General features: G+C 65.6%; 33 protein-coding genes and 1 pseudogene. 4 read left to right on the forward strand and 30 right to left on the reverse strand.

Annotated features, from left to right (window positions below):
• The first annotated feature begins 318 nt into the window (after positions 1-318).
• Together ACK3BB_RS20865 and ACK3BB_RS20870 are read left to right on the forward strand one after the other, a co-directional pair.
• Complete coding sequence (locus ACK3BB_RS20865; protein ID WP_428926561.1) at positions 319-972, forward strand: ferredoxin; 654 nt, start codon at positions 319-321, stop codon at positions 970-972.
• Positions 969-1,463 carry a SixA phosphatase family protein gene (locus ACK3BB_RS20870; RefSeq protein WP_428926562.1) on the forward strand — a complete coding sequence of 165 codons (495 nt, stop codon included), beginning with the start codon at positions 969-971 and terminating at the stop codon, positions 1,461-1,463. Before ACK3BB_RS20865 ends, ACK3BB_RS20870 begins: the two co-directional genes overlap by 4 nt.
• Before the next feature lie 124 nt (positions 1,464-1,587).
• Here the strand turns inward: ACK3BB_RS20870 and ACK3BB_RS20875 are convergent, their stop codons facing one another.
• From ACK3BB_RS20875 to ACK3BB_RS20920, 10 genes are all read right to left on the reverse strand, one after another.
• Positions 1,588-2,355, reverse strand: coding sequence for an amino acid ABC transporter ATP-binding protein (locus ACK3BB_RS20875; RefSeq protein ID WP_428926563.1), 768 nt, complete (start codon positions 2,353-2,355; stop codon positions 1,588-1,590).
• A 12-nt stretch (positions 2,356-2,367) separates the two neighbouring features.
• Positions 2,368-3,666: an amino acid ABC transporter permease gene (locus ACK3BB_RS20880; protein ID WP_428926564.1), complete on the reverse strand. Its 1,299-nt coding sequence runs from the start codon at positions 3,664-3,666 to the stop codon at positions 2,368-2,370.
• 3 nt (positions 3,667-3,669) lie between these two features.
• Positions 3,670-4,902 (reverse strand): amino acid ABC transporter permease, encoded by a 1,233-nt coding sequence (locus ACK3BB_RS20885; protein WP_428926565.1) that lies wholly within the window; start codon positions 4,900-4,902, stop codon positions 3,670-3,672.
• A 127-nt stretch (positions 4,903-5,029) separates the two neighbouring features.
• Positions 5,030-6,046 carry an amino acid ABC transporter substrate-binding protein gene (locus ACK3BB_RS20890; RefSeq protein WP_428926566.1) on the reverse strand — a complete coding sequence of 339 codons (1,017 nt, stop codon included), beginning with the start codon at positions 6,044-6,046 and terminating at the stop codon, positions 5,030-5,032.
• Between the two features lie 341 nt (positions 6,047-6,387).
• Positions 6,388-7,110: an ATP12 family chaperone protein gene (locus ACK3BB_RS20895; protein ID WP_428926567.1), complete on the reverse strand. Its 723-nt coding sequence runs from the start codon at positions 7,108-7,110 to the stop codon at positions 6,388-6,390.
• Entirely contained in the window at positions 7,107-7,790 is a 684-nt protein-coding gene (locus ACK3BB_RS20900) for an HAD-IA family hydrolase (RefSeq protein WP_428926568.1), read from the reverse strand. Before ACK3BB_RS20900 ends, ACK3BB_RS20895 begins: the two co-directional genes overlap by 4 nt.
• Positions 7,787-8,830 (reverse strand): RluA family pseudouridine synthase, encoded by a 1,044-nt coding sequence (locus tag ACK3BB_RS20905; RefSeq protein ID WP_428926569.1) that lies wholly within the window; start codon positions 8,828-8,830, stop codon positions 7,787-7,789. Before ACK3BB_RS20905 ends, ACK3BB_RS20900 begins: the two co-directional genes overlap by 4 nt.
• Positions 8,827-9,207 (reverse strand): fluoride efflux transporter CrcB, encoded by a 381-nt coding sequence (crcB, locus tag ACK3BB_RS20910; RefSeq protein WP_428926570.1) that lies wholly within the window; start codon positions 9,205-9,207, stop codon positions 8,827-8,829. The genes ACK3BB_RS20905 and crcB overlap by 4 nt, the downstream gene beginning before the upstream one ends.
• 90 nt (positions 9,208-9,297) lie before the next feature.
• Complete coding sequence (locus ACK3BB_RS20915; protein WP_428926571.1) at positions 9,298-10,650, reverse strand: replication-associated recombination protein A; 1,353 nt, start codon at positions 10,648-10,650, stop codon at positions 9,298-9,300.
• A gap of 4 nt (positions 10,651-10,654) precedes the next feature.
• On the reverse strand, positions 10,655-12,037 hold the full coding sequence (locus ACK3BB_RS20920; protein WP_428926572.1) for a trypsin-like peptidase domain-containing protein: 1,383 nt from the start codon (positions 12,035-12,037) through the stop codon (positions 10,655-10,657).
• A 213-nt stretch (positions 12,038-12,250) separates the two neighbouring features.
• Between ACK3BB_RS20920 and ACK3BB_RS20925 the strand changes: the two genes are divergently transcribed.
• Positions 12,251-12,628, forward strand: a complete 378-nt coding sequence (locus tag ACK3BB_RS20925) for a VOC family protein (RefSeq protein ID WP_428926573.1) — start codon at positions 12,251-12,253, stop codon at positions 12,626-12,628.
• Between the two features lie 455 nt (positions 12,629-13,083).
• On the opposite strand, the gene rplQ is transcribed toward ACK3BB_RS20925, so the two are convergent.
• The 4 genes from rplQ to rpsM form a co-directional block, all read right to left on the reverse strand.
• Entirely contained in the window at positions 13,084-13,503 is a 420-nt protein-coding gene (gene rplQ / locus ACK3BB_RS20930; protein ID WP_428926574.1) for a 50S ribosomal protein L17, read from the reverse strand.
• 170 nt (positions 13,504-13,673) lie between these two features.
• Positions 13,674-14,690, reverse strand: coding sequence for a DNA-directed RNA polymerase subunit alpha (locus ACK3BB_RS20935; protein ID WP_428926575.1), 1,017 nt, complete (start codon positions 14,688-14,690; stop codon positions 13,674-13,676).
• Between the two features lie 115 nt (positions 14,691-14,805).
• A complete protein-coding gene (rpsK, locus tag ACK3BB_RS20940; protein WP_088650264.1) occupies positions 14,806-15,195 on the reverse strand; it encodes a 30S ribosomal protein S11 in 390 nt (129 codons plus the stop codon).
• Positions 15,196-15,208: 13 nt separating this feature from the next.
• Entirely contained in the window at positions 15,209-15,577 is a 369-nt protein-coding gene (gene rpsM / locus ACK3BB_RS20945; RefSeq protein WP_428926576.1) for a 30S ribosomal protein S13, read from the reverse strand.
• 258 nt (positions 15,578-15,835) lie between these two features.
• Here rpsM and ACK3BB_RS20950 point away from each other — a divergent pair, with 258 nt between their 5' ends.
• Positions 15,836-16,255 carry a BLUF domain-containing protein gene (locus ACK3BB_RS20950; RefSeq protein WP_428926577.1) on the forward strand — a complete coding sequence of 140 codons (420 nt, stop codon included), beginning with the start codon at positions 15,836-15,838 and terminating at the stop codon, positions 16,253-16,255.
• Between the two features lie 337 nt (positions 16,256-16,592).
• Here the strand turns inward: ACK3BB_RS20950 and ACK3BB_RS20955 are convergent, their stop codons facing one another.
• From ACK3BB_RS20955 to ACK3BB_RS21030, 16 genes and pseudogenes are all read right to left on the reverse strand, one after another.
• Positions 16,593-17,237, reverse strand: coding sequence for an adenylate kinase (locus ACK3BB_RS20955; protein ID WP_428926578.1), 645 nt, complete (start codon positions 17,235-17,237; stop codon positions 16,593-16,595).
• Complete coding sequence (gene secY, locus ACK3BB_RS20960) at positions 17,234-18,598, reverse strand: preprotein translocase subunit SecY (RefSeq protein ID WP_428926579.1); 1,365 nt, start codon at positions 18,596-18,598, stop codon at positions 17,234-17,236. Before secY ends, ACK3BB_RS20955 begins: the two co-directional genes overlap by 4 nt.
• A gap of 121 nt (positions 18,599-18,719) precedes the next feature.
• Entirely contained in the window at positions 18,720-19,199 is a 480-nt protein-coding gene (gene rplO / locus ACK3BB_RS20965) for a 50S ribosomal protein L15 (protein ID WP_428926580.1), read from the reverse strand.
• A 276-nt stretch (positions 19,200-19,475) separates the two neighbouring features.
• The gene (locus ACK3BB_RS20970) at positions 19,476-19,784 is read right to left on the reverse strand and encodes an antifreeze protein (protein ID WP_428926581.1); all 309 of its coding nucleotides are present in this window, start codon (positions 19,782-19,784) and stop codon (positions 19,476-19,478) included.
• 82 nt (positions 19,785-19,866) lie between these two features.
• A complete protein-coding gene (gene rpmD, locus ACK3BB_RS20975) occupies positions 19,867-20,058 on the reverse strand; it encodes a 50S ribosomal protein L30 (RefSeq protein ID WP_111776343.1) in 192 nt (63 codons plus the stop codon).
• Between the two features lie 5 nt (positions 20,059-20,063).
• Positions 20,064-20,648 carry a 30S ribosomal protein S5 gene (rpsE, locus tag ACK3BB_RS20980; protein WP_428926582.1) on the reverse strand — a complete coding sequence of 195 codons (585 nt, stop codon included), beginning with the start codon at positions 20,646-20,648 and terminating at the stop codon, positions 20,064-20,066.
• Between the two features lie 181 nt (positions 20,649-20,829).
• Positions 20,830-21,189 (reverse strand): 50S ribosomal protein L18, encoded by a 360-nt coding sequence (gene rplR, locus ACK3BB_RS20985; protein WP_428926583.1) that lies wholly within the window; start codon positions 21,187-21,189, stop codon positions 20,830-20,832.
• 11 nt (positions 21,190-21,200) lie between these two features.
• The gene (gene rplF / locus ACK3BB_RS20990) at positions 21,201-21,734 is read right to left on the reverse strand and encodes a 50S ribosomal protein L6 (RefSeq protein ID WP_428926584.1); all 534 of its coding nucleotides are present in this window, start codon (positions 21,732-21,734) and stop codon (positions 21,201-21,203) included.
• 12 nt (positions 21,735-21,746) lie between these two features.
• Positions 21,747-22,139 carry a 30S ribosomal protein S8 gene (gene rpsH, locus ACK3BB_RS20995; RefSeq protein WP_428926585.1) on the reverse strand — a complete coding sequence of 131 codons (393 nt, stop codon included), beginning with the start codon at positions 22,137-22,139 and terminating at the stop codon, positions 21,747-21,749.
• Positions 22,140-22,154: 15 nt separating this feature from the next.
• Positions 22,155-22,460 carry a 30S ribosomal protein S14 gene (gene rpsN, locus ACK3BB_RS21000; protein ID WP_428926586.1) on the reverse strand — a complete coding sequence of 102 codons (306 nt, stop codon included), beginning with the start codon at positions 22,458-22,460 and terminating at the stop codon, positions 22,155-22,157.
• A gap of 16 nt (positions 22,461-22,476) precedes the next feature.
• Entirely contained in the window at positions 22,477-23,040 is a 564-nt protein-coding gene (gene rplE, locus ACK3BB_RS21005; protein ID WP_428926587.1) for a 50S ribosomal protein L5, read from the reverse strand.
• Positions 23,033-23,347, reverse strand: a complete 315-nt coding sequence (rplX, locus tag ACK3BB_RS21010) for a 50S ribosomal protein L24 (RefSeq protein ID WP_428926588.1) — start codon at positions 23,345-23,347, stop codon at positions 23,033-23,035. The genes rplE and rplX overlap by 8 nt, the downstream gene beginning before the upstream one ends.
• A 1-nt stretch (position 23,348) precedes the next feature.
• Positions 23,349-23,717, reverse strand: coding sequence for a 50S ribosomal protein L14 (gene rplN, locus ACK3BB_RS21015; protein WP_088650278.1), 369 nt, complete (start codon positions 23,715-23,717; stop codon positions 23,349-23,351).
• Positions 23,718-23,895: 178 nt separating this feature from the next.
• A pseudogene (rpsQ, locus tag ACK3BB_RS21020) lies at positions 23,896-24,123 on the reverse strand (30S ribosomal protein S17); the annotation flags it as partial.
• Between the two features lie 12 nt (positions 24,124-24,135).
• On the reverse strand, positions 24,136-24,336 hold the full coding sequence (gene rpmC, locus ACK3BB_RS21025; RefSeq protein WP_428926589.1) for a 50S ribosomal protein L29: 201 nt from the start codon (positions 24,334-24,336) through the stop codon (positions 24,136-24,138).
• A 268-nt stretch (positions 24,337-24,604) separates the two neighbouring features.
• Positions 24,605-25,300, reverse strand: coding sequence for a MarC family protein (locus ACK3BB_RS21030; protein WP_428926590.1), 696 nt, complete (start codon positions 25,298-25,300; stop codon positions 24,605-24,607).
• Positions 25,301-25,394 lie beyond the last annotated feature (94 nt).

Here is a 25,394-nt window from a genome sequence, read left to right on the forward strand (position 1 = left end):
GTCCGCCCACTCGCGGGGCGCGGACATGGCGCAGATGTCGGGCACAACTTGGCTCTCGAATACACTCGGGTCGCCAGTCCGGACGCGGTTCAGGGATACGGTGCCGGTGACTGGACAGGCACGACGGTCGGACACGATGCGCCGCTCGGATCTGGCGCAGGTGCCAGATGCGACGCAATGGCCGGGCCCACGACGGGTCCCGGACACGGCTCGGCCGGCAGACACAGGACAGTTGCCAGTCACATCACAATCGTCCGGCCCACCGCGACTATCGTCAGGCCCACCGCAGCCCACGGGCACGCCACCCGTGATCACCCGATGACCACCCCGGAAACGACCTATGCAGCGATCGAGGCCGCAGCGGCAGAGCACGGCCTGATGGTCATGGGCGGCGAACACCCCGCTGACAGCGCCACGACGCGCCTGCTGCTGGGCGCCGGGACGGACTTCTGGGCCGTGCTGCAGACCGCGCCCGAGGGGCGCGACGCCCGCCTCGATCCGGTCGACCGCTATTCCACCCGCGTGATCTCGGCCCTGGCCGCCCGCTTTGGCGCCACGGCCACGTTTCCCTTCGGCGGCCCGCCCTGGGCGCCGTTCATCGCCTGGGCCCGGGCCAGCGGGCGGGCCTGGCCTTCGCCCACGGGCATGCTGGTCCATGACACCGCCGGGCTGATGATCTCGTATCGCGGCGCGCTGGCCCTTCCGGGCCGGCTCGCCCTGCCCCCGCGCCCGGCCGCCAGCCCATGCACGGCCTGCACCGGGCAGCCCTGCACCACGGCCTGCCCCGTCGGCGCCCTGTCGGGCCATGCGCCCTATGACGTGCCGGCCTGCCATGGCTTCCTGAACACGGCCGACGGGGGCTATTGCCTGTCCGGCGGTTGCCTCGCCCGCCGGGCCTGCCCGGTCAGCCAGTCCTTCGGGCGCGATCCCGCCCAATCCGAACATAACATGCGCGCGTTCCATCCAACATGACCTGTACCCTGATCCTGATGCGTCACGCCAAGTCCAGCTGGGCCGAGCCCGACATGGGCGACCATGACCGCCCCCTGAACAAGCGCGGCCTGCGCTCGGCCCGCGCCCTGGGCCATTGGCTGCGGGGCCACGACCATATCCCCGACCAGATCCTGTGTTCCTCGGCCACCCGCGCCCGGCTGACCTGTGACGGGCTGGCCCTGGGCCTGCCCGCCCCTGCCGTGCCGGCGCTCTATCATGCCGAGCCAGAGACAATGCTGGACGTGCTGCGCAAGGCCCGGGGCCGTTGCGTGCTGATGATCGGGCACAACCCGGGCATCGCCGATTTCGCGCAGAGGCTGGTGGTCACCCCGCCCGACCACGACCGCTTTGGCGATTACCCCACCGGGGCCACCCTGGTCGCCACCTTCGACGCACCCGACTGGGCCGCCGTCACCTGGCAGACCGGGCGGACCATCGACTTCGCCATTCCGCGCGAATTGACGGACTGACGCCGCCGTGCCTGCCCGGAACGGGGTGGGCGGGCGGGAGTTCCGGGCAGGCACGGCGCCCGCCTCACCACAAACGAAAACGGCCGGACCAAAAGGCCCGGCCGCATCCTTGTCTCGCGAAGGATCAGTGCCCCAGGATCTGGCTGAGGAACAGCTGGGTCCGCGGCGATTTCGGGTTGTTGAAGAACTCTTCCGGCTCGTTCTGCTCGACGATCTGGCCCTGGTCCATGAAGATCACCCGGTTGGCCACCTGCCGCGCAAAGCCCATTTCATGGGTCACGCAGAGCATGGTCATGCCTTCCTCGGCCAGCGAGACCATGGTGTCGAGCACCTCCTTGATCATCTCGGGGTCGAGCGCCGAGGTCGGTTCGTCGAACAGCATGATCCGCGGCTTCATGCACAGCGACCGCGCGATGGCCACCCGCTGCTGCTGACCGCCCGACAGCTGGCCGGGATACTTGTTGGCCTGCTCGGGGATCTTGACCTTTTCCAGGAAGTGCATCGCCGTTTCCTCGGCTTCCTTCTTGGGCGTCTTGCGCACCCAGATCGGGGCCAGCGTGCAGTTTTCCAGGATGGTCAGGTGCGGGAAGAGGTTGAAGTGCTGAAAGCACATGCCCACCTCGGACCGGATCTTGTCGATGTTCTTGAGGTCCGAGGTCAGCTCGGTGCCATCGACGACGATCTTGCCCTGCTGGTGTTCCTCCAGCCGGTTGATGCAGCGGATCAGCGTCGACTTGCCCGAACCCGACGGGCCGGCGATGACGATCCGCTCGCCGCGATACACCGTCAGGTCGATGTCGCGCAGCACGTGGAACGTGCCGTACCACTTGTTCATCTTGCTGATTTCGATGGCGATCTCGTCCGAGATCTGCATTTGCGATGCCTGGGTCATGATGCCCACTCCTTAACGGTGATCGGTGGCGAGACGACGCTCGAGCCACTGCGAATATTGAGAGATGCCGTAGCAGACGACAAAGAACAGAAGCGCGGCGAAGCCCAGGAGCTCCCAGTAGACGCCGTTCCATTCCGTCGAGGCCAGGATGGGCCCGCGGATCATGCCGATCAGGTCGAACATCGAGATGACCGAAACCAGCGTTGTATCCTTGAACAGCCCCACGGCCACGTTGACGATGCCCGGGATCGAGATCTTCAGCGCCTGCGGCAGGATGATCAGCCGCATCGCCTGGGGGTAATCCAGGCCCAGGCTGTCGGCCGCTTCGTACTGGCCCTTGGGCAGGGCCGCCAGGCCACCGCGGATCACCTCGGCGATATAGGCTGCCGAGAACATCGTGATCATGATGACCACCCGCAGGAACAGGTCGACGGTGCTGTCGGGCGGGAAGAAATAGGCCAGCATCACCGAGGCCACGAAGAGCAGCGTGATCAGCGGCACGCCGCGGATGAACTCGATGAAGACCACGCAGATGCCCTTGATCAGCGGCATGTCCGATTGCCGCCCCAGCGCCAGCACGATGCCCAGCGGGATCGACAGCGACACGCAGGTCACGCCCAGCATCATGTTCAGCATGAAGCCACCCAGGTCACGGCTGGGCACCGGGGTCATCCAGGGCGTGTCCGAGGCCACGGCACCCACGATCCAGCCGCCCACGACCCAGATCACCAGCGCCGCGACGATGCCCCCGAAGAAGCCCGTGGCAAAGCTTTCCTTGCCGAAACGGTCAAAGACGACATAGCCGGCCAGGGCGCCCAGCAGGGCCACGACGGGCGTCAGGATCGGGCCGCCCCAGATCAGGTAATAGGCGATGAACGGGAACAGGGCCGTGAACATCAGCATCTTGCGCGGCAGATCGAAGAACAGCACCGGCGCAACGGCCACGATCATCAGGACAAAGCACAGGATCGGCCGCCAATACAGCTCGGAGGGGTATTTGAACCCGAAGAGCAGCTGGTTCCAGCGTTCGGTCAGGACGGCGAAACAGGCCCCGGTCCGGCCGGCCAGGATCTCGCGGCATTCGGACAGGCTGGAGGCATTCCAGACCCCGTTGAACACCCAGGGCAGGATGGCCGACAGGATGACATAGATCGCCCAGGCCGCCAGCAGCGTCAGCAGCGTGTTGACCCAGCTGGAAAAGAGGTTCTCGCGCAGCCATTTCGGCGCGCCGGTCTGGCGGGCCGGGGGCGGCGATTGCGGGATGGTTTCCATGCGCACGAAGGCAATGGACTGACCGTGCGTGTCGGACATGGCTCAGCGCTCCTTCAGCTTGACGGAATTGTTGTAGATGTTCATCACCGCCGAGATCAGCAGCGAGATCGTCAGGTAGAACAGCATCAGAAGCAGCACGCATTCGATGGCGCGCCCGGTCTGGTTCAGCGTGATGCCCCCCAGCGTGGCGGTGATGTCGGCATAGCCCACGGCAATCGCCAGCGACGAGTTCTTGGTGATGTTGAGATATTGCGAGATCAGCGGCGGGATGATGACCCGCAGGGCCTGGGGCAGGATGACCAGGCTCATCGTCCGGCCTGGGCGCAGGCCCAGCGACGAGGCGGCCTCGGTCTGGCCCTTGGAAATGGCCTGGATGCCGGCGCGGACGTTCTCGGCGATGAAGGCCCCGGTATAGATCGACAGGGCGAACCACAGGGCGATCAGCGGCCCGCCGATCTTGATGCCCCCGGAAAAGTTGAAGCCCTTCAGCTCGGGCACCTGCCAGTGCAGGCCCATGATCACCAGCAGAAGGCCGGTGGGCACGATCCAGATGGCCAGGGTCAGATACCAGGTCGTCGGCCGTTCACCGGTGGCTTCCTGCCGGGCCGTGGCCCATTTGGCCAGCGCCTTGGTGGCCACCGAAGAGCCCACGAGGAAGAGCAGGACCAGCACCCAGTTCAGGGCCGTGGCGGCAAAGAACGGATTGGCCAGCTGCGGCCCGGGCACATAGACGCCCCGGTTGGTGAAGGCCACCGAGCCCAGCACCATCGACGCCGTGGCATCGTCGCCCCGGAAGGCCCGCGGGCCGGGCAGCACGGCCGTCATGATGGTGAAGATGATGATGATCCAGATCAGCACCGGGATGTTGCGGAAGATCTCGACATAGGCCGACATGACCTTGCGCACGAGCCAGTTGTTGGACAGGCGCAGCACCCCGGCGACAACACCGAAGATCGTGGCCGTCGTGCAGGCCAGGAAGGCCACCAGCAGCGTGTTCAGCACCCCGACCCAGGCCGCGCGCATGTGCGGCGACTGGCTGTCGTAGGGGATCAGCACCTGGTTGATGTCATAGCCCGACGGGCTTTTCAGGAATTCGTAGCTGATGTTCAGCCCGGCCTGCTCGAGGTTGCGCACCAGGTTGCTGGCCAGGTAGGCAATCGCAACGATCAGGACGAACAGCGCGATGGCCTGGAACGTCAGCGATCGGTACCGCGTGTCGTTGAGCAGCATCGAGAACCGAAACTGCTCCTTCGGCGGATCAGTGATTGTTGTCATTTCGGATTTCCCCGTGGCGGTCCGGATGTCCCCGGGCAGGGTTCGGCCCTGCTCCACGCGATCCGGAACATTTATGTGGATAGGAAAAGGGCGCAGAGGTTGTCTGCGCCCTTCGCCCTTTGCCCTGTTACCGGAAGGGCGGGGTGTAGAGCAGACCGCCTTCGGTCCACTGTGCGTTCAGCCCGCGGGCCAGGCCGATCGGGGTCGATTCGCCGATGTTCTTGGCAAAGACCTCGCCGTAGTTGCCGCCCGCCGAGATGGCGCGCTTGGCCCATTCGTTGTCGAGGCCCAGCATCTCGCCCAGGGTGCCTTCGGTGCCCAGGATCCGGTTGATTTCCGGGTTGTTGGTGCCGGCCGACAGCTCTTCGATGTTGGTCGACGAGATGCCCAGTTCCTCGGCCGCGATCAGCGCGTTGAGGGTCCAGCGCACGATGTCGCCCCATTCCGCGTCACCGTGACGGACCAGCGGGCCCAGCGGTTCCTTGGAAATGATTTCCGGCAGGATCACGTGATCGCCGGGGGCTTCGAACGTGGCGCGGGTGGCGGCAAGGCCCGATGCGTCGGTGGTATAGACGTCACAGGCGCCGGCCAGGTACTGCTGCTGCGCTTCGGCGTTGGTCTCGATCGGGACCGGCTCGTAGCTGATGTTGTTCGACCGGAAGAAGTCGGCCAGGTTCAGCTCGGTCGTGGTGCCGGTCTGGATGCAGACGGTGGCGCCGTCCAGGTCCTTGGCCGAGCTCACGCCCAGCTCTTTCGGGATCATGAAGCCCTGGCCGTCGTAGTAGTTCACGCCGACGAATTCGAACTTGAGGTCGACATCGCGCGAGAAGGTCCAGGTGGTGTTCCGGGCCAGAACGTCGATCTCGCCCGAGGCGAGTGCGGTGAAGCGGGTCTTGCCGGTGGTCGGAACGAATTCGACGGCCGTTGCATCGCCCAGCACCGCGGCGGCGACGGCGCGGCAGACGGCGACGTCAAAGCCCTGCCATTCGCCGTTGGCGTCGGGGGCCGCAAATCCGACCAGGCCGGTGGTCACGCCGCAGTTCAGCTTGCCGCGTGCCTTCACGTCGTCCAGCGTTGCCGCCGAAGCAGCACCCGCAGCGATCCCGGCGACGGTCAGCGCGCCAAAGAATACGGTTTTTTTCATCTTTACCTCTTCCTGATGAGCCGCCCGGTTCTGGGCGTGCATTCCGGATGCATCAAGCAACCGGTGGTCGTGCCGAAGGCAGGATTTGGCCTGTCAGCGGCCCGAGTGTGTTCGGATTCAAGCGGACAGGTCAAGGGCGGATCAGGCCGCCACGCCTAGTTTGAAGGCATTTGACTTTTGGTCAGGTCAAGCTTTTTGCATGTCCGACCGGCGTCGGGCGCATGGCCTGGGCCGACACGAAACCGGTCAGCCCGCGGGCCCGGTCCAGCGGGCCATGGAACGGTGCGAAGGCCGCAGGAAAGCTGCACAAATTCCATGCAGACCCCCTGCCCCAGCGGCAATCAGAGCCCGGCCCAGGGGCCCGACAGATCGAAGAACCGCTTGGCATGGGCAAAGTCGCGGCGCTTCTTCTCGGCCTCTTCGGCCGCCTCGTCATCGACGCCCCATTGCTCGGCCTGCCAATCCTCGTCCAGCCGCGACAGCGCCCAGATCTCGTCGGCCGAGCGCCAGTCGGCAGCAGCGGCAAAGCCCAGGACCAGCGAGCCGGTCAGCCCCACGAGATCGTGAAACCCGGCCAGGTGGAACGGCCCCAAGTCGTGGACCCTGCCGGCCAGCCGGTCCAGCGCGGCGGCATCCTGCGGCGCATGCATCAGCCCGCTGCGCGGCTCCAGCCGCGCGCCCAGCACGGCCTCGGCCCAGCCAAGCGCCGGATCCCAGTTGGCGGCCTGGCGCTCGACCAGGGCCTCGGGCGCATCGGCCCGGTAGCACAAGAGGTCGGCATCGCCATAGGCGGCCAGCATGTCGGCCACCTCGGCCCGCTGGTGGGTCACCCGGTCGATGGCCGAATTGGCCGAACGGGTGAAGGGCATGGTCAGCGGATCGACCTTGTCCTGCTGGGCCGCCCATTCATCGGCCACGGCCCGGGCCATGGGTTCGGTCGGCAGCACCAGCTCGGCCTTGGCCGGGGTCTTGACCTTGCGCCCGTCCAGCGTGACCCGGTGGCCATCGCCGGCCGGCTCGACCGCCACTTCGGTCCAGAAGCGTTTCATCGCCCATTCGCTCATGCCGCGGCCTCCGTCCAGATGCTGTCCAGTTGGCCCGGCAATTCGTCGAACCGGCCCAGCACGGCCCGGGCCGGGGCCAGCATGTGCACCGGGTGATAGCCCCAGCTGACCCCCAGCCCGGCAACACCCGCCGCGGCGGCCATGGCCATGTCGAATTCGGTATCGCCGATCATCACCGTGCGGCCGCGGTCGACGCCGGTTTCGGCCATCGCCGTAAAAATCATCGACGGATGCGGCTTGGACGGATGGTCATCGGCCACCTGGCGGGTGACGAAGTACTTTTCCAGCCCGTGCGCCTCGATCATGGCGTCCAGCCCCCGCCGGGACTTGCCCGTGGCCACGCCCAGCAGCACCTCGGGGATCTGCACCAGCGCATCCAGCGCCTCCCGCGCGCCGGGATAAAGCGGCATCGACGCAGCGCCCAGGGTCAGGCGGTTGGCATGATAGGCCGCCTTGTAGGCCTCGATCATCGTGACATGCAGATCGTCGTCCAGCTCGGGCGCCAGCACGGGCATCGCCCGGTCCAGCGACAGGCCGACGATCGACAGCATCACCGACCGTTCCGGCGGCAACACGCCCACGGCCTCGAAGGCCGCCGTCATGGCCGCGACAATGGCCGCCTGGCTGTCGACCAGCGTGCCATCGACATCGAAGATGACCAGTTTCAGATCGTCGCTCATGTCTCGTCCTCGAACGGGTCTTCGGGCACCTCGGCCGGATCCCACTGAAAGGTCTTCCAGGTCCGGGCCATGTGTTCGGGCAGCGCCGCGACCAGGTGCAGCCGGCGCTTGGTCACCGGGTGTTCCAGGGTCAGCGACCGGGCGTGCAGGTGCAGCTTGCGGCTGATGTCGCCGCCCAGCTGCGCGCCCCAGCCGTCGCCCAGGTTTTCCTGGCCAGAGCCGCCGTACTTGCCGTCGCCCACGATGGGATGGCCGATCTCGGCCATATGCGCGCGCAGCTGGTGGGTCCGGCCGGTGATCGGCACCAGCGCCACCCAGGCCGCCCGCTGGGCCACGTTTTCCAGCACGGCGTAATCGGTGATCGACCGCTTGGCCCCCGGTGTCTCGCGGATCTCGTCGGGCATGACGACGCGCATCTTCTCGCCCTCGCCCTTCTGTCCGTGGCCCCCGGCCTTGACCAGCCCGGTCTTGATCGTGCCCATCCGCGGCAGCGGCACGCCGGCCGACACCGCCCAGTAGATCTTGCGCGTCTCGCGGTGCCGGAAGGCCGCTGTCAGCCCGGCCGCCACGGCCCGGGTCCGGGCCATGATCAGAACGCCCGAGGTATCCTTGTCCAGCCGGTGCACCAGCCGCGGGTTCTCGTCGTAGCCAAAGCGCAGCGCCTCGGCCAGCCCGTCGACATGGCGGGTCTGGCCCGAACCGCCCTGCACGGCCAGCCCGGCCGGCTTGTTCAGCGCAATGACATGGTCGTCGCGGTAGATCACCGCGCCCTGGATCATCCGGGCATCCGCCTCGGAAATGCGCGGAGCCGGCACCGGCGCCGGGGCCTCGCCCTCGGGCAGAGGCGGCACGCGCACCTGCTGGCCCTCTTCCACCCGGGTCGACGCCTTGACCCGCCCGCCATCGACACGCAGCTCGCCCTTGCGGCACATCTTTTCGATGCGGCCCTGGCTGATCTGCGGAAAGCGCCGTTTCAGCCAGCGGTCGAGGCGCTGATCGCCCTCGCCCGGCTCGACAGTCACCGTTTGCACCCCGCTCATGCCAGCACCGCCCGCGTTGCGGCCATGGCCAGGAACAGCGCGCCGATGGAACAGACCACCGACAGGCCGACATACAGTCCGGCCAGGCCCAGCTCGCCCCGGTCGATCAGCGTGATGGTTTCCAGCGAGAAGGCCGAGAAGGTCGTGAACCCGCCCAGCATGCCCGTCATGACGAACGGCCCCCAATGGGTCAGCCCGCGCGTGGCCGCCAGAACGGCAAAGGCCCCCATGATCGCCGATCCGACGATGTTGACGCCAAGCACGCCGACGGGCATCGCCGTCGGCCCCAGCGCGCGAAACAGGGCCACGCCGGACAGATACCGGGCCATGGCCCCCAGGGCCCCGCCAAGGGCCACCTGAAGAAGTGTCGAGATCATGCCGTTTCCCTTGCCCCGCATGGCCCGGATGTCAACCGCTCGTGTCGTCCGGGCCCGCTCCGGCCGGCCGTTCCGCGCCGTCCTGGGCGCCTATCCCTCGCCATCGTGGCGCCGCGCCCGCAGCTTTTCGAAATAATCGACCCGCTTGCGCAGCTCGCGTTCAAAGCCCCGTTCGACGGGCTGGTAGAACCCCGGCCGGTCCATCCCGTCGGGAAAGTAGTTCTGGCCGGAAAAGCCGTCCTCGGCATCGTGGTCATATTGATAACCCGCGCCAAAGCCCTGGCTTTGCATCAGGTCGGTCGGCGCGTTGAGGATATGCATCGGCGGCGGGGCCGAGCCGGTCTTCTTGGCTGCCACCATCGCCGCCTTGTAGGCCACGTAACCGGCGTTCGACTTGGGCGCCAGCGCCAGGTAGGCCACCGCCTGCCCCAGGGCCAGCTCGCCCTCGGGCGAGCCCAGCCGTTCATAGGTTTCCCAGGCCTGGGTGCAGATCGTAAAGGCCTGGGGATCGGCCAGTCCGATGTCCTCCCAGGCCATGCGCAGGATGCGCCGGGCCAGGTAGCGCGGGTCTTCGCCACCGGTCAGCATCCGGGCCAGCCAGTACATCGCCGCGTCCGGGTCCGACCCGCGCACCGATTTGTGCAGCGCCGAGATCAGGTTGTAATGGGCATCGCCCGACTTGTCGTATTGCGCCGCGCGGCGCATCAGCCGGGCCGACAACTGGTCGGGATCCAGCGGCTTGGCCACGTCCCAGGCCGCAATCTGCTCGACCAGGTTCAGCAGCGCCCGGCCGTCGCCATCGGCCATGTCGCGCAGCGAGGCCCGCGCCCGGTCGGTCAGCGGCAAGGCCCGGTCCAGCTCGCCCTCGGCCCGCAGGATCAGCCGTTCGAGGTCATCGTCCGACAGCCGGGTCAGCATCAGCACCTGCGCCCGGCTGAGCAGGGCGGCGTTCAGCTCGAAGGACGGGTTTTCCGTCGTCGCTCCGACCAGCAGGATGGTGCCGTCTTCCATGTGCGGCAGGAACCCGTCCTGCTGGGCCTTGTTGAACCGGTGGATCTCGTCGACGAAGAGCAGCGTGCCCCGGCCGTTGCCCCGCCGGATCTTGGCCTGGTCGAACACCTTGCGCAGCTCGGGCACGCCCGAGAAGATCGCCGAGATCTGGACGAAATGCAGGTCGGTCTCCTGGGCCAGCAGCCGGGCGATCGTGGTCTTGCCCACGCCCGGCGGGCCCCAGAAAACCAGGGACGACAGCGAGCCCGAGGCCAGCATCACCCCCAGCGGCGCATCCGGGCCCAGCACCTGTTCCTGGCCGATCACCTCGCCCAGGGTCTGCGGCCGCAGCCGGTCGGCCAGCGGCCGGTGCGGCTCGGTCCCGGGCGCGGCATCGGGCGCCGTCCCCGGGGTGGCCTCTCTGCGGGGCTCGGTGTCGAAGAGATCGGCCATGGCGTTACAGGCGGAACCGCAGCTGAACCTGGCGGCCGTCGCGGCCCAGTTCGATGACCAGCCGCCGGCCCGGATCGGCCAGCATCTCGGCCACGTCTGCCGGGGCCCCGACCGGATCGCCGTTGATTTCCAGCAGTACGTCACCCGGCCGCAACCCGGCGCGCAGGCCATTGGCCCCCGGGTCGGTCACGACGACACCTTCGGTGGTCAGCGACAGCCCGTATTCGGCGATCACCGCCGGGTTGGCCCGGGCCACCTTCAGATCCGGCAGCACGGTGCGATCGTCCAGCACGACAGCCTCGCGCGGGGGATCTTCGGGCGCGGCCATCATCTCGACGTCAAAGCTGCGCTCTTCGCCACCCTGCCAGGCCGTGACCCGCGCGGTTTCGCCCAAACCCTTGACCGACATGCGGAACAGCATTTCCTGGCCCGAGTTCACCGGCCGGCCGTCGACATCGGTGATCACGTCGCCCACCTGCAGCCCGGCGGCCGCCAGCGGCGAGGCCGCATGCAGCCCGGCGATCAGGATGCCTTCGGGCACATCAAGGCCCAGCGACGCGGCCAGGTCGCCATCGACATTCTGGCCCGTCACCCCGGCCCAGGGCCGTTCGAACCGCGCGTTGCCCGCCCGGGCCTGGTGCACGAATTCCCGCACCAGGTTGGCGGGAATGGCAAAACCGATGCCGTTCGACCCGCCCGACCGGGTCAGGATCGAGGTATTGATGCCGATCAGGTCGCCGTTCACGTCGATCAGCGCGCCGCCCGAATTACCCGGGTTGATCGGTGCATCGGTCTGGATGAAATAGCCCCGCGCATTGCCCGTGGCCGTGCCCGACCGGGCCAGGCCCGAGACGATGCCGCTGCTCACGGTCTGGCCCACGCCGAAGGGATTGCCGATGGCCAGCACCAGCTCGCCGACCTCGACCTGGTCGCTGTCGCGCAGGTCGAGCGAGGGCAGATCCTCGACACCGTCGAGCTTGAGAATGGCAATATCGGCCTCCTTGTCGGCCAGCAGCACCTGGGCGTTGAACTCGCGCCGGTCGTTCAGGACCACGCGGATGTCGGTGGCCTGGCCGACAACGTGATAGTTCGACACGACGATGCCATCGTCCGACAGGATCACGCCCGAGCCCAGCGAATTCTGCACCCGTGGCCGGCTCTGGCCGAAACCGCGGAAGAACTCCTCAAAGAAGGGATCGCCCCGGAACGGCGTGCTGCTGCCCTGGGTCACGATCCGGGCGTAGATGTTGACCACCGCCGGCGCGGCCTCGCGCACCAGCGGCGCAAAGCCCAGCGAGATCTCGGCCTGCGAGGTCGGGACCCGGGTTTCGGCGTGAAGAACGGGCGGGGCCAGCGCGATCAGCGCGGCGAGGACGAGGCGTTTCATGGCCGAGATATGTTTCGCCCCGCGCGCTTTTGCAAGCGGCGCTCCGCCGGTCCGGCCCGGCCGGCGCCCGGGCGCCGCGGGAACAGGCGGGCGGATCTTTGCGTTGATGCAGGGAAGACAGGCACAGGGACCGACGATCCAAGACCCTTTCCAGACCTTATTCCGACCGGACCCCGCCCTGCGCGCCGCCCGGTCCCCCGCAGGAGACCTCTCATGCCGATCCAGTTGCACACCGCCCCCGCACCCGAGACCACTCCGGCCGCCAGCACGGCCGAAACCCGCGCGTTTTACGAAGCGCTTTTCGGCCTGGATTGCGCGATGGACACGGGCTGGCTGGTAACGCTGGAACCGGGCTGTGCGCCGCTGGCCCAATGCGGCGACGACGGCGACGGGGCGGGCGGGCTGCCCGAGCTGACGATCGAGGTGGCCGATATCGACGCCGTGCGCATCCGTGCGAGGGTTCTGGGCGCACGCATCCTGCGCAATCCCTGGGCCGAGGGTCATGGCCAGCGCCGGTTCTTCCTGCAGGATCCCGAGGGCCGGCTGGTCAATGTGACCGAAGAGGCGCTGACCGACAGCCAGGCCGCCTGAGGCGTCCTCTCGGCGTCGCCCGGGGCACCGGGCGGAGGCCGATTTACTTGATGGTTCGGGCGCTCGGTCGCTCGGTACAAAGCACTGCGACGGCCCCAGATTACGTGGCGCGGCCAACTGTCCACCACTCCCAACTACGATCGGGGCACCCATAGGCGTCTTCGTCGTCCGGACATCGCCCGTCGCAGTGGTCAAAACATCTCTCTGAGCCGCACTTGCATCATTTGGTGCAGTGGTCTCTGCATCAATCAACGCGGTCGTAGCTGCATTACTCGACGCAATGGCAGCCTAGCCACTCGGCGCAGTGGTCCCGGGTTCACTCGTGATGGCAACCCAGGCATTGGTCGGCGCAAGGTTTTTTAACGGCCGATCAACGCGGCGGCACCGAAAAGAAAAACCCCCGCCGGGTCCGGCAGGGGTTTTCCGTATCTCTATCCGTGAAACGGCGCGGAGGCTCAGCCCTCGGCGGCTTCTTCCTCGGCCAGGCGGGCCTTGTCGGCGGCCCCCTTGGCATCGACGTCGCGGTCGACGAATTCGATGATGGCCATCGGCGCCATGTCGCCGTAGCGGAAGCCGGCTTTCATGATGCGGATGTAACCGCCCTGGCGGTCCTTGTAGCGCGGGCCGAGAACCTCGAAGAGCTTCGCGACGTCCTTGTCTTCCTTCAGCTGGGCTGCGGCCTGACGGCGGGCGTGCAGGTCGCCCCGCTTGGCCAGCGTGACCAGCTTTTCGACGATCGGGCGCAGTTCCTTGGCCTTGGGCAGGGTCGTCTTGATCTGCTCGTGCTCGATCAGCGAGCCGGCCATGTTCGAAAAGAGCGCCTTGCGGTGCTCGTGGGTGCGGTTCAGGCGGCGGTATCCGCGGGCGTGACGCATGTCTGTTCTCCTGGTGCTTTGTGCTTTGTCCGGAGCCCCATGCGTTGCGGGGCCCTCTCCTTGGGGCGGTATTGCCCGTGCGTTCCCCGGATCGTTCCGGGCATTTGTCTTCGTAGGATGGTCGTAGGATGGGTGCTTGCACCCATCCTACGGGTTCCGACCCGGGTGGATCAGAACGCGTCTTCGTATTTCTTCGCCAGGTCTTCGATGTTGTCCGGCGGCCAGTCCTCGACATCCATGCCAAGGTGCAGACCCATGCCCGACAGCACTTCCTTGATCTCGTTCAGCGACTTCCGCCCAAAGTTGGGCGTCCGCAGCATCTCGGCCTCGGTCTTCTGGATCAGATCGCCGATATAGACGATGTTGTCGTTCTTCAGGCAGTTGGCCGAACGGACCGACAGTTCCAGCTCGTCGACCTTCTTGAGAAGCAGCGGGTTGAATTCCAGCCCGTCGTCCTCGTCCTGGCGGCCAGCCGCTTCCGGCTCGTCGAAGTTCACGAAGATCGACAGCTGGTCCTGCAGGATCCGCGCGGCAAAGGCCACGGCATCATCCGGCGAGATCGACCCGTCCGTCTCGACCTTCATGGTCAGCTTGTCGTAATCCAGAACCTGGCCCTCGCGGGTGGGCTGGACGTCATACGACACCTTCTTGACCGGCGAATAGATCGCATCGATCGGGATCAGCCCGATCGGCGCGTCTTCCGGCTTGTTCTTGTCGGCCGACACATAGCCCTTGCCGGTGTTGACCGTCAGTTCCATGTAAAGATCGGCACCATCGTCGAGATGGCAGATCACGTGATCGGGGTTCAGCACCTCGATCCCCGCGCTTTCGGAAATCGCGCCGGCGGTGACAACCATCGGCCCCTTGGCCGAGATCGACAGGCGCTTGGGCCCTTCGACTTCCATGCGCAGGGCAACGCCCTTGAGGTTCAGGACGATATCGGTCACATCTTCACGCACGCCGGCAACCGACGAGAATTCGTGCAGGACGTTGTCGATCTGAACGCTGGTGATGGCCGCGCCCTGGAGCGACGACAGGAGGATGCGGCGAAGCGCGTTGCCCAATGTCAGGCCGAACCCGCGTTCGAGCGGTTCGGCGACGACGGTGGCGCGACGCGCGGGATCATTGCCCGGCTTGACGTCAAGCTGCGTCGGCTTGATCAGTTCGGCCCAGTTCTTATGGATCATGCAGTCCCTCCATGCTTGCCCGCCTGCCTGACCCGATCTGGCGAGCGTCCCGAGGTTTACGAATGACTGAAGGGGGCCGAGCATCTGCCCGGCCCCGTTCGAAATGAATTGTCGATCAGACGCGGCGACGCTTCGGAGGGCGGCAGCCGTTGTGAGCGATCGGCGTCACGTCGCGGATCGACGTGATGTTGAAGCCCACGGCAGCCAGGGCGCGCAGAGCCGATTCACGACCCGAACCGGGGCCCTGAACTTCGACTTCCAGCGTCTTGACGCCATGTTCCTGGGCCTTGCGGCCTGCGTCTTCGGCCGCCATCTGGGCGGCGTAGGGCGTGGATTTCCGCGACCCCTTGAACCCCATCGTGCCGGCAGACGACCACGAAATGGCGTTGCCCTGGACGTCGGAGATCAGGATCTTGGTGTTGTTGAACGAAGAGTTCACATGCGCCACGCCTGCGGCGATGTTCTTGGAAACCTTGCGCTTCCCGCGGGTTTTATCACGTGCCATTGATCAGACCCCCTTACTTCTTCTTGCCGGCGATGGGCTTTGCGGGGCCCTTGCGCGTGCGTGCGTTGGTATGGGTGCGCTGACCGCGAACCGGCAGGTTGCGACGGTGGCGCAGGCCACGGTAGCAGCCCAGGTCCATCAGGCGCTTGATGTTCATCTGCACTTCGCGGCGCAGGTCACCTTCGACGGTGTAGTTGGCGTCGATGTGTTCGCGGATCTGCAGGACTTCGGCATCCGACAGCTCGTTCACGCGGCGGGTGGGGTCGATGCCCACGGCCTCGCAGATGGCCTTGGCCGAAGTGTTACCGATACCGGTGATGTAGGTGAGGGCGATAGGCACCCGCTTTGCAGTCGGGATGTTGACGCCGGCAATACGTGCCACGTGTATCTGTCCTTTCGTTGCGAGCCCGTAGCTCCAGGCCCTTTTTTCACAACGCAAGGCCACGGACCGCATGGCCCTGGCCTGGCATTTTCCGAGGTAATCCCGAGCCCGGCGAATCCGGGGCCCGTCGTCGATTCTGGGAAGCGACGGTGGTGGATAGGGGCATTCAGGAAACGGGTCAACCCTTCCCGGAAGGATTTGTCAAGAAATATCGGCAACGCGCCGGAACTTGCCGGTCCGCGTCGGAGAGATTATCCTGTGCCCGGACAGGAAAGCTGGCGGAACCCGATGATCTACCAGGTCTTCTATACGAGCCGTTCGCTCTTTGGCAGCGGCAATGCAACGGATCACGAGATCCTGAGCGTCGCGCGGGCGCGCAATGCCGCCACGGGCGTGACGGGCTACCTGTTTCGCACCAACATGGCCTTCATGCAATTCCTCGAAGGCCACGAAGCGGATGTCCGCCCGATCCTGCGCTCGATCCTCGACGACCCGCGGCACGACCAGATCGACATCTGGCCGGCGATGCGCATCCGCGAACGCCAGTTTGCGGGCTGGGACATGGGCTATGCCAACGGCCTGGCCGACGAGAACCTGGCCCATGTCGCCCGCCAGCGCCTGGACGGCGTGACCGTCGATCACGTCCGACGCTATCTCACAGGGCTCAGGGCCGCCTGACAGATCGTTCGGACCGCCCCGAACATGTGGCCCCCCTGTCGCCCGTCAATCCGGACCGCCCTCCCCTCTCAGCTCGCGCGCCCGCACTGCGTTGCGCATCGGACCGCCGCACCTGCCCTGTTCGACAGCCTCGCCTCAGCAGGCCGGCCCTTGCCGCCGCCACATCGCAATCGTTGATCGACACCTCCGGCACAGCCCTTGAAGCCGCCCGATCCCTAACCCACGCCCAAGCAACCCGCCCCTAGTTGCGACCGCGCCACGGCCACCAAAAGCAAAACGGCCGCGCATCCTGCGATGCCCGGCCGTCCTGTTTGATCTGTTCGGAAGATCCCGCGCCTCAGGCGTCGAGCACCTCGTTGATCGAGTCGCGCACCGCGTCGATCTCGGCTAGCCCGTCGATCTTGGTCAGATCGCCCTTGGCATAATAATAGCCGATCAGCGGCGAGGTCTTCTTGTAATATTCCATCAGCCGCGTGCGGAGGCTTTCCTCGTTGTCGTCGGGCCGGCGCTTGAACTCGGTCCCGCCGCATTTCACGCATTTGCCATCGGCCGGGATCGGCTTGGTAATGTCGTTATAGACCTCACCGCAGCTTCCGCAGGTCGACCGCGCCGTGATCCGCCGCACCAGGGCCTCGTCGTCGACGGCCATCTCGATCACCGCATCCAGCCCCTGGCCGGTGGCCTCCAGCAGTTCGCCCAGGGCGTCGGCCTGGGCCAGCGTCCGGGGGAAACCGTCGAAGATGAATCCGGCTCCGTCGCCGGCCTCGATCTTCTCGCGGATCAGGCCGATGACGATCTCGTCGGTGACCAGCTGGCCCTTGGCCATGACCTCGGCCACCCGCTGACCCATTTCGGATCCGCTATCCTTGGCTTCGCGCAGCATGTCCCCGGTGGACAGCTGCACCATGCCGCGCGATTCGACGAGGTGACGCGCCTGCGTCCCCTTGCCCGCTCCAGGCGGGCCCAGAAGAATGATGTTCATTTACGTGCCGGGCTCCGCTTGCCACGTTTCTTGGATTTGCCACGCAGCTGCGATTTCTCGATCAGCCCCTCGTACTGATGCGCGAGCAGATGGCTCTGGACCTGCTGGATCGTGTCCATGGTCACCGTAACGACGATCAGCACCGAAGTCCCGCCGAAATAGAACGGAATGGCGAACTGGCCCCGCAGGATTTCCGGCAGCAGACAGATGCCGGCCAGGTAGGCCGAGCCCAGAACCAGGATACGCGACACCACGTAATCGAGGTATTCCTCGGTCTTTTTGCCGGGGCGGATGCCGGGCACAAAGCCGTTCTGGTTCTTCAGGTTGTCGGCCACGTCGTCGGTCTTGAACGACACGTTGAACGTGTAGAAATAGGCGAAGAAGACGATCATCACCGTGAAGAACAGCAGGTAGAGCGGCCGGCCCGGGCCAAAGTTGGCCAGCAGCCAGGACATCACCGTGCCCTGCGCCGCGCCCTGGCTGAAGGTCGAGATCGTGACCGGCAGCAGCAGCAGCGACGAGGCAAAGATCGCCGGGATCACGCCGGCCGGGTTGACCTTGATCGGCAGGTGCGACGAGCCGCCGTCATAGACCTTCATGCCGACCTGGCGGCGCGGATACTGGATGTGGATCTTGCGCAGTGCGCGTTCCAGGAAGACCACCAGCATGATCGTCACGACGACCATCAGGATGGCCCCCACGATCACTGCCGGGCTGATCGCGCCCGAACGGCCGCTTGCCAGGAACTGGGCCAGTGCGGCCGGGATCTCGGCGATGATGCCCACGAAAATGATCAGCGAAATGCCGTTGCCGACGCCGCGTGCGGTGATCTGTTCACCCAGCCACATCAGGAACATCGTGCCGCCGACCAGGGTGATCACGCAGGCCATGCGGAAATACAGGCCCGGATCGGTCACCATGTCCCCGCTTTCCAGCGACACCGCCAGGCCATAGGCCTGGGCCACGGCCAGCACGACCGTGCCGTACCGGGTGTACTGGTTCATCTTCTTGCGGCCCTGCTCGCCCTCTTTCTTCAGCTGCTCCAGCGCGGGCACCATCGAGCCCATCAGCTGGACGATGATCGAGGCCGAGATATAGGGCATGATGCCCAGGGCAAAGATCCCCATGCGTCCCAGCGCGCCGCCAGTGAACATGGACACCATGCCGCCGATCCCCTGCCCTGCGCTTTCCATGAATTCCCGCAGCGCGCCGGCATCGATGCCGGGGACGGGAATGTAGGTGCCAAGGCGATAGACGATCAGAAGGCCGAGGGTGAAGAGGATGCGGTTGCGCAGGTCGGTGGCTTTGCCAAGCGCGGCCCAGCTCGTGTTGGCCGCCATCTGTTCCGCTGCTGATACCATGAACCGGCTCTTTCTTATATGGGGACGCCGCCCCGAGGGCTTAACGGGGCCCGGGCGGCGTCAGAAGGTCGTGCCAAGATGTAAGCGGCGCCCGGGCCGCTCACAACCCGTTACTTGGCGCTCAGTCGGCTGCCGGAGCGGGCGCTGCCGCAACCGTGAGCGAACCGCCGGCCTTTTCGACTGCCTCGACGGCCGATTTCGACGCGCCGGTCACCTGCAGGTCCAGCTTGGCGGTCAGGTCGCCCTTGGCCAGGATGCGGATGCCGTCCAGCTTGCGCCGCACCAGGCCCGAAGCCACCAGGGCGTCTTCGGTCACGGGGGCGGTTGCGTCGATCTTGCCGGCGTCGACGAATTTCTGGATCAGGCCCAGGTTGACGACGGCATATTCCTTGCGGTTCGGCTTGTTGAAGCCGCGCTTGGGCAGACGCTGGTAGAGCGGCATCTGGCCGCCCTCGTAGCCGTTGATGGCCACACCCGAACGCGATTTCTGACCCTTGATACCCCGGCCACCGGTCTTGCCGGTGCCCGAACCCGGGCCGCGGCCGATGCGCTTGCGCGGTTTGGTTGCGCCGGGATTGTCGCGCAGTTCGTTGAGTTTCATGTCGCTTCTCCTTGCCGGATGTGACCCCCGAAGCGATCTGGGGCCAGCCACGGCGTTTCTTGTTGCTTGATGACGGGCCCGCGAAAGGGGCACGTTGATTCCGGGTCCCAAGCGGGACCACCGCGCGCGTATAGCCCCTGAGGCCCTGCTTGGCAAGGCATCGACGGCCATTCCCCTGCGCCGCCCTGCCCTGCCATGTGCGCCATGATCGGGCCCCCCCCGATCACCCGCGATCACGATCCGGCCGGTGCCCCATCACCGCCCGGCCAGGCCAGATCAGCCCCGGCGCAGCCGCTTGGCATTGGCCCGCGTGCGCGCGCCGATCGGCTGCACGGCGGCCAGCGCCACCGACATCGGGTCATAGCCCTTGACCGTCGCCCGCGCGGCCCGTTCGAAGGCCGACGCAAAGGCGGCCGGTTTCTCGAAGACCATGCGCGCGGCCTCTTCGGGGCGCATCTGGCCCAGGGCCATCTGCATCGTCCGGCGTTGCATCACTTCCTGTGCCGACCAGTAGAGCCGGCCATAGGCCACCGCCGCGTCCTGCCAGCTTTGCGCGGCCGACATCATGGAAATCATTCCCAACATCGAAATAAATCCTTGCCTAGAAACGAAAAAAGCGCCCCAGTTATGGGACGCTTTCTTATGTGATGGAAGTGTGACGTTACGCTTACGCGTCGCGCTCTTCCACGATCTCCACCAGGTGCGGGATCGAGTTCACCATGCCACGGACCGACGGCGTGTCTTCCAGCTCGCGGGTCTTGTGCATCTTGTTCAGGCCCAGGCCGATCAGCGTCTGGCGCTGCTTGGCGGGGCGGCGGATCGGCGAACCGACCTGCTTGACGACGATGGTCTTTGCCATGTGGATCAGGCCTCCTCGGCGACTTGGCTTTGCTCGGACGGCGCTTCGTCACGCTTGGGCAGGATGTCCGAAACCTTCTTGCCACGGCGCGCGGCCACGTTGCGGGGCGACTGCTCTTTCTTGAGGCCGTCCAGCGTGGCGCGGATCATGTTGTAGGGGTTCTGCGAGCCCAGCGACTTGGACACAACGTCCTTGACGCCCAGCATCTCGAACACGGCACGCATCGGACCACCTGCGATGATCCCGGTGCCTTCCGGTGCGGTGCGCATGGTCACCTTGCCGGCGCCCCAGCGGCCGTTCATGTCGTGGTGCAGCGTGCGGCCTTCGCGCAGCGGCACGCGGATCATCTGGCGCTTGGCCTGCTCGGTGGCCTTGCGGATGGCCTCGGGGACCTCCTTGGCCTTGCCCTTGCCAAAGCCCACACGGCCTTTCTGGTCGCCGACGACGACGAGAGCAGCGAAGCCGAAGCGCTTACCGCCCTTGACGGTTTTCGACACGCGGTTGATCGCGACCAGGCGGTCGGCGAATTCCGGGGCTTCTTCGCGGTCCCGGTTGCGGCCACGGCCGCGACGTTCGTTCTGTTCTGCCATGTGGCATCCTTTCAGACAGGCGCTTGTGCGCCGGTAGGTCCGACCGCAGTGGGTTGTGCTGCAGGCAGCGCCCCCCGGTCATCGAGACGGGTATCGCCCCGCCTGCACGTGCGCCGAAAGGCGGGGTGAACCCCGCCCTACGGCTTGTGGTGGTAGGGCGGGGTTTGACCCCGCCGCACCATCAGATCTTCAGGCCGCCTTCACGCGCGGCGTCGGCCAGGGCCTTCACCTTGCCGTGGAAGAGGAAGCCGCCGCGGTCGAAATACGCCTCTTCGACGCCGGCTGCCTTGGCACGCTCGGCGATCAGGGCGCCGACCTTGGCCGCCGCTTCGACGTTGTTCTTGCCAACCACGCCGAGATCCTTCTCGAGCGTCGAGGCCGAGGCCAGGGTGCGGCCGGCGACGTCGTCGATCAGCTGAACGCTGATGTTCTTGTTCGACCGGTGCACGCTGAGCCGAAGACGGCCGGCGTTGACCTTGCGCAGCTTGTTCCGAACGCGCAGACGGCGCTTCAGGAACAGGGTCCGTTTGCTGTTTGCCATTTCTCGCGTCCTTACTTCTTCTTGCCTTCCTTGCGGAAGATGTACTCGTCCTTGTACTTGATCCCCTTGCCCTTGTAGGGCTCGGGAGCACGCCAGGCACGGATCTCCGCGGCAACCTGACCAACGGTCTGCTGGTCGTTGCCTTCCACGATGATTTCGGTCGGCTTCGGCGCGGTGATCGTCACGCCTTCGGGGGCCGTGTAATCAACGTCGTGCGACAGGCCGAGGTTCAGCTTCAGGGTGTTGCCCTGCATCTGGGCCCGGTAACCCACACCGTTGATTTCCAGCTCTTTCTTGAAGCCGTCCGTCACGCCGGTCACCAGGTTCTGCACCATGGTCCGCGACATGCCCCACTGCTGGCGGGCGCGCTTGGACTTGCCGCGCGGCTCCACCTTGACGGCGCTGTCTTCGACAACCAGCGCCACGTCGTCCGTGGCGGTGAAGGTCCGGGCGCCTTTCGGGCCCTTCACTTCGATGGTCTGTCCGCTGACCTTGGCTTCGACACCCTTGGGCAGCTCGACCGGTTTCTTACCAATACGAGACATTTGGGGGCCTCCTTAGAACACGGTGCAAAGCACTTCGCCGCCAACATTGGCTGCGCGTGCATTTGCGTCCGACATCACGCCCTTGGACGTCGACACGATGGACACGCCCAGGCCCTGGCGGACCTGCGGAACATCGCTGACACCCAGGTACACCCGGCGGCCCGGCTTGGACACGCGCTTGAGCTCGCGGATCACCGGTTCACCTTCGTAGTACTTCAGGCTGATTTCGATTGCCGGGTGGCCGTTCTCGCCGGTCACCTTCTCGTAGCCACGGATGTAGCCTTCGTCCTTGAGCACGTCGAGAACCCAGGCCCGCAGCTTGGATGCGGGGGTCATCACCGTCGACCGGCGGCGCATTTGCGCGTTCCGGATGCGGGTGAGCATATCGCCGATAGGATCGTTCATCTCTCTAAACCCTCCTTACCAGCTCGATTTCACCAGACCGGGGATCTGGCCGAACGAGCCCAGTTCCCGCAGCGCGATCCGGCTGACCTTGAGTTTACGGTAGTAGGCGTGCGGACGGCCCGTCAGCTGGCAGCGATTGTGCAGCCGGGTCGGCGAGCTGTTGCGCGGCAGTTTGGCAAGCTTCAGACGCGCCTTGAAGCGCTCTTCCATCGGCTTGGATTCGTCGGTTGCGATCTCTTTCAGCGCGGCACGCTTGGCGGCGTACTTTTCCACCAGCGCCTGACGCTTCTTCTCGCGTTCGATCATGCTTTTCTTAGCCATGATGTCTCTCCCAGGCTCAGCTGTTGAAAGGCATGTTGAAAGCTTTCAACAGCGCCTTGGCTTCCGCGTCGGTCTTCGCGGTGGTGGCGATCACGATGTCCAGACCCCAGGTCTCGTCGACCTTGTCGAAATCGATCTCGGGGAACACGATGTGCTCTTTCATGCCCATCGCGTAATTGCCACGACCATCGAAGCTCTTGCCCGACACGCCGCGGAAGTCGCGGATACGGGGCATGGCCACGGTGATCAGACGATCCAGGAATTCGTACATCCGGTCGCCGCGCAGGGTGACCTTGGCGCCAAGCGGCATGTCTTCACGGACGCGGAAGCCGGCGATCGACTTCTTGGCCTTGGTGACGACGGCCTTCTGGCCGGCGATCGCGGTCAGGTCTTCCTGAGCCGATTTCGCCTTCTTGCTGTCCTTGACCGCCTCGGCACCACAGCCGATGTTCAGAACGATCTTCTCCAGCTTGGGGATCATCATCTCGTTCTTGTAGCCGAACTCTTCTTTCAGAGCGGCGCGGATGGTCTCGACGTACTGGGTACGCAGACGGGGCGTGTATGCAGCGGTATCAAGCATCGATCACGTCTCCGGTGGTCTTGGCGAACCGCACCTTCTTGCCGTCTTCAGTGGTCTTGAAGCCGACGCGGGTGGCTTTGCCGTTGGCGTCCAGGAAGGCCAGGTTCGACAGGTCGATCGGCATCGCCTGGGGGATGCGACCGCCCTGGCTCTGCTGCGACTGGCGGGTGTGGCGGATGGCGATGTTCACGCCCTCGACCACGGCCTTGCCGGCCTTGGGGTCAACGGAAGTGATGGTGCCTTCCTTGCCCTTGTCCTTGCCGGCGAGCACGACGACCTTGTCGCCCTTTTTCAGCTTTGCAGCCATGTCAGAGCACCTCCGGAGCGAGCGAGATGATCTTCATGAAGTTCTTCGCGCGCAGCTCACGAACCACCGGCCCGAAGATACGGGTGCCGACGGGCTCGTTGTTGTTGTTCAGGATGACGGCGGCGTTGCGATCAAAGCGGATCGCGGTACCGTCTTCGCGACGGACTTCCTTGGCGGTGCGAACGACAACGGCCTTGCGGACGTCACCTTTCTTCACACGGCCGCGCGGGATGGCTTCCTTGACCGACACCACGATGATGTCGCCCACGGACGCATACTTGCGCTTGGATCCGCCGAGGACCTTGATGCACTGAACTTTCCGGGCACCGGAATTGTCAGCGACATCCAGATTGGTCTGCATCTGGATCATTTGGTTTCTCCCGACCTGTGGGGGCTGGTCTTGTTCTGTCCCCCAGGGTTTCGACTATGGTTTGAAACCACGGGTCTTAGTGACCCGCGGCCTCGTGCTCGGCATGCCGCTGCGCGTCCTGCTCTTGCTGGACCTTCGCGTGGGCGGCCTTTTCGGCTTCGTGCTGCTCGATCATCTCGGCAGTCATGACTTCCCAGCGCTTGGTCTTCGACTTGGGCGCGCATTCGCGAATGCGGACCGTCTCGCCGACCTTGAACTGGTTGTTCTCGTCATGGGCGCGATATTTCTTCGACTTCCGGATGGTCTTTTTCAGAACCGGATGCGTGAAGCGGCGTTCCACCGACACGGTCACGGTCTGTTCGTTGGCGTCGCTGGTCACGGTGCCGCGGAGGATTCGTTTGGGCATCTGGTGGGCTCCTTATTCCGCTGCTTCAGCTGCTTTTTCGTTCAGCACGGTCAGCACACGGGCGACGTCGCGCTTCACCGTCCGGATGCGGGCGGTGGTTTCGAGCTGGCCGGTGGCCTGCTGGAAACGCAGGTTGAAGGCTTCTTTCTTCAGAGCCACCAGATCCTCACGAAGCTGATCCGGCGTCTTGTTACGCAGTTCCTGGGCGTTCATCGCCTATGTTCCTTTCAACATCACGGAGAAGGCCCCAAAAGACTTGGGTCACCCTGATTCCCGTGGAGTTCGTGGATGAGCGGTCCCCTTACGCGTCTTGCGCCCACTTGGCAACCCCGCAGGGGCGAAAGCCCGGCCCGGGCGGGCCATCCCGCCCTGTGACGCAGGGTCGAAAGGCGGTTGGGGCCGGCGGCCCCCCTCTTCCGCCCTTGCAGGACGGCCTCGGCGCCGATCTGCGGGGCGGGTGTGTCCGTACTGCCCCCCGGGATCAGAGCACGGGCACGATGCCCCAGGCATGGGACATGGCCTGCTGGGTCATCGTCAGCACGCCCAACACATCCAGGCCCGTCAGCACCGAATCCACGGCAATCGTGGCCAGGATCATGCCCATCACCCGGCTGATCACGCTGACCCCGCTGTGCCCGATCAGCCGCTGGATCCGCCCCGCGACCAGCAACAGGCCCAACGTGATCGCCAGGACCAGCACCAGCATGGCCGCCGTGATCACCTGTTCGGTGACCGCCACGTGATGGTTGTCGGTCAGGATGACCACGGCCAGCATCGCCCCCGGCGAGGCAATCGACGGCATGGCCAGCGGGAACACCGCTCCGGCCATCAGCCCGGCCTGCGCCTCGTGCGACATCTCGCGCTCGGCCTCGGCGATCTCGGCCTCGGGCTTGCCCTCGCCGAAGATCATGGTCATCGCGAAGAGGAACAGCACGATCCCCCCGGCCACCTGGAACGCCCCCAGCCGCAGGCCCAGCCCTTCGAGCAGGAACTGCCCCCCGGCCAGGAACGCCAGCAGCACCGCCCCGGCAATGACCACCCCGCGCACGGCAAAACCGCGGCGCATCTCGGACGGCACCGACGCCGCGGCAAAGAGGAAGACGGGGATGGAGCCGATCGGATCGATCACCACGAACATCGTGATGAACTCCCTCCAGAGCGCGCTCAACTCAACCATGCAACACGCCTCCTCGGCACCCGGATCAACGGCGCCACAGGTGGGCCTCCGTCGGCCCGGTTGCAAGTCCAAACGATTGGGAAACCGGCTGTTT

The organism is Marinibacterium sp. SX1, assembly GCF_050389775.1.
GTDB lineage: Bacteria > Pseudomonadota > Alphaproteobacteria > Rhodobacterales > Rhodobacteraceae > Marinibacterium.

Bases quoted from the DNA above. Each gene is read 5' to 3' on its own strand.
- ACK3BB_RS20865 (WP_428926561.1), top strand. From the start codon at position 319: ATGACCACCCCGGAAACGACCTATGCAGCGATCGAGGCCGCAGCGGCA.
- ACK3BB_RS20870 (WP_428926562.1), top strand. From the start codon at position 969: ATGACCTGTACCCTGATCCTGATGCGTCACGCCAAGTCCAGCTGGGCC.
- ACK3BB_RS20875 (WP_428926563.1), bottom strand. From the start codon at position 2,355: ATGACCCAGGCATCGCAAATGCAGATCTCGGACGAGATCGCCATCGAA.
- ACK3BB_RS20880 (WP_428926564.1), bottom strand. From the start codon at position 3,666: ATGTCCGACACGCACGGTCAGTCCATTGCCTTCGTGCGCATGGAAACC.
- ACK3BB_RS20885 (WP_428926565.1), bottom strand. From the start codon at position 4,902: ATGACAACAATCACTGATCCGCCGAAGGAGCAGTTTCGGTTCTCGATG.
- ACK3BB_RS20890 (WP_428926566.1), bottom strand. From the start codon at position 6,046: ATGAAAAAAACCGTATTCTTTGGCGCGCTGACCGTCGCCGGGATCGCT.
- ACK3BB_RS20895 (WP_428926567.1), bottom strand. From the start codon at position 7,110: ATGAGCGAATGGGCGATGAAACGCTTCTGGACCGAAGTGGCGGTCGAG.
- ACK3BB_RS20900 (WP_428926568.1), bottom strand. From the start codon at position 7,790: ATGAGCGACGATCTGAAACTGGTCATCTTCGATGTCGATGGCACGCTG.
- ACK3BB_RS20905 (WP_428926569.1), bottom strand. From the start codon at position 8,830: ATGAGCGGGGTGCAAACGGTGACTGTCGAGCCGGGCGAGGGCGATCAG.
- crcB (WP_428926570.1), bottom strand. From the start codon at position 9,207: ATGATCTCGACACTTCTTCAGGTGGCCCTTGGCGGGGCCCTGGGGGCC.
- ACK3BB_RS20915 (WP_428926571.1), bottom strand. From the start codon at position 10,650: ATGGCCGATCTCTTCGACACCGAGCCCCGCAGAGAGGCCACCCCGGGG.
- ACK3BB_RS20920 (WP_428926572.1), bottom strand. From the start codon at position 12,037: ATGAAACGCCTCGTCCTCGCCGCGCTGATCGCGCTGGCCCCGCCCGTT.
- ACK3BB_RS20925 (WP_428926573.1), top strand. From the start codon at position 12,251: ATGCCGATCCAGTTGCACACCGCCCCCGCACCCGAGACCACTCCGGCC.
- rplQ (WP_428926574.1), bottom strand. From the start codon at position 13,503: ATGCGTCACGCCCGCGGATACCGCCGCCTGAACCGCACCCACGAGCAC.
- ACK3BB_RS20935 (WP_428926575.1), bottom strand. From the start codon at position 14,690: ATGATCCATAAGAACTGGGCCGAACTGATCAAGCCGACGCAGCTTGAC.
- rpsK (WP_088650264.1), bottom strand. From the start codon at position 15,195: ATGGCACGTGATAAAACCCGCGGGAAGCGCAAGGTTTCCAAGAACATC.
- ACK3BB_RS20955 (WP_428926578.1), bottom strand. From the start codon at position 17,237: ATGAACATCATTCTTCTGGGCCCGCCTGGAGCGGGCAAGGGGACGCAG.
- secY (WP_428926579.1), bottom strand. From the start codon at position 18,598: ATGGTATCAGCAGCGGAACAGATGGCGGCCAACACGAGCTGGGCCGCG.
- rplO (WP_428926580.1), bottom strand. From the start codon at position 19,199: ATGAAACTCAACGAACTGCGCGACAATCCCGGCGCAACCAAACCGCGC.
- ACK3BB_RS20970 (WP_428926581.1), bottom strand. From the start codon at position 19,784: ATGTTGGGAATGATTTCCATGATGTCGGCCGCGCAAAGCTGGCAGGAC.
- rpmD (WP_111776343.1), bottom strand. From the start codon at position 20,058: ATGGCAAAGACCATCGTCGTCAAGCAGGTCGGTTCGCCGATCCGCCGC.
- rpsE (WP_428926582.1), bottom strand. From the start codon at position 20,648: ATGGCAGAACAGAACGAACGTCGCGGCCGTGGCCGCAACCGGGACCGC.
- rplR (WP_428926583.1), bottom strand. From the start codon at position 21,189: ATGGCAAACAGCAAACGGACCCTGTTCCTGAAGCGCCGTCTGCGCGTT.
- rplF (WP_428926584.1), bottom strand. From the start codon at position 21,734: ATGTCTCGTATTGGTAAGAAACCGGTCGAGCTGCCCAAGGGTGTCGAA.
- rpsH (WP_428926585.1), bottom strand. From the start codon at position 22,139: ATGAACGATCCTATCGGCGATATGCTCACCCGCATCCGGAACGCGCAA.
- rpsN (WP_428926586.1), bottom strand. From the start codon at position 22,460: ATGGCTAAGAAAAGCATGATCGAACGCGAGAAGAAGCGTCAGGCGCTG.
- rplE (WP_428926587.1), bottom strand. From the start codon at position 23,040: ATGCTTGATACCGCTGCATACACGCCCCGTCTGCGTACCCAGTACGTC.
- rplX (WP_428926588.1), bottom strand. From the start codon at position 23,347: ATGGCTGCAAAGCTGAAAAAGGGCGACAAGGTCGTCGTGCTCGCCGGC.
- rplN (WP_088650278.1), bottom strand. From the start codon at position 23,717: ATGATCCAGATGCAGACCAATCTGGATGTCGCTGACAATTCCGGTGCC.
- rpmC (WP_428926589.1), bottom strand. From the start codon at position 24,336: ATGAACGCCCAGGAACTGCGTAACAAGACGCCGGATCAGCTTCGTGAG.
- ACK3BB_RS21030 (WP_428926590.1), bottom strand. From the start codon at position 25,300: ATGGTTGAGTTGAGCGCGCTCTGGAGGGAGTTCATCACGATGTTCGTG.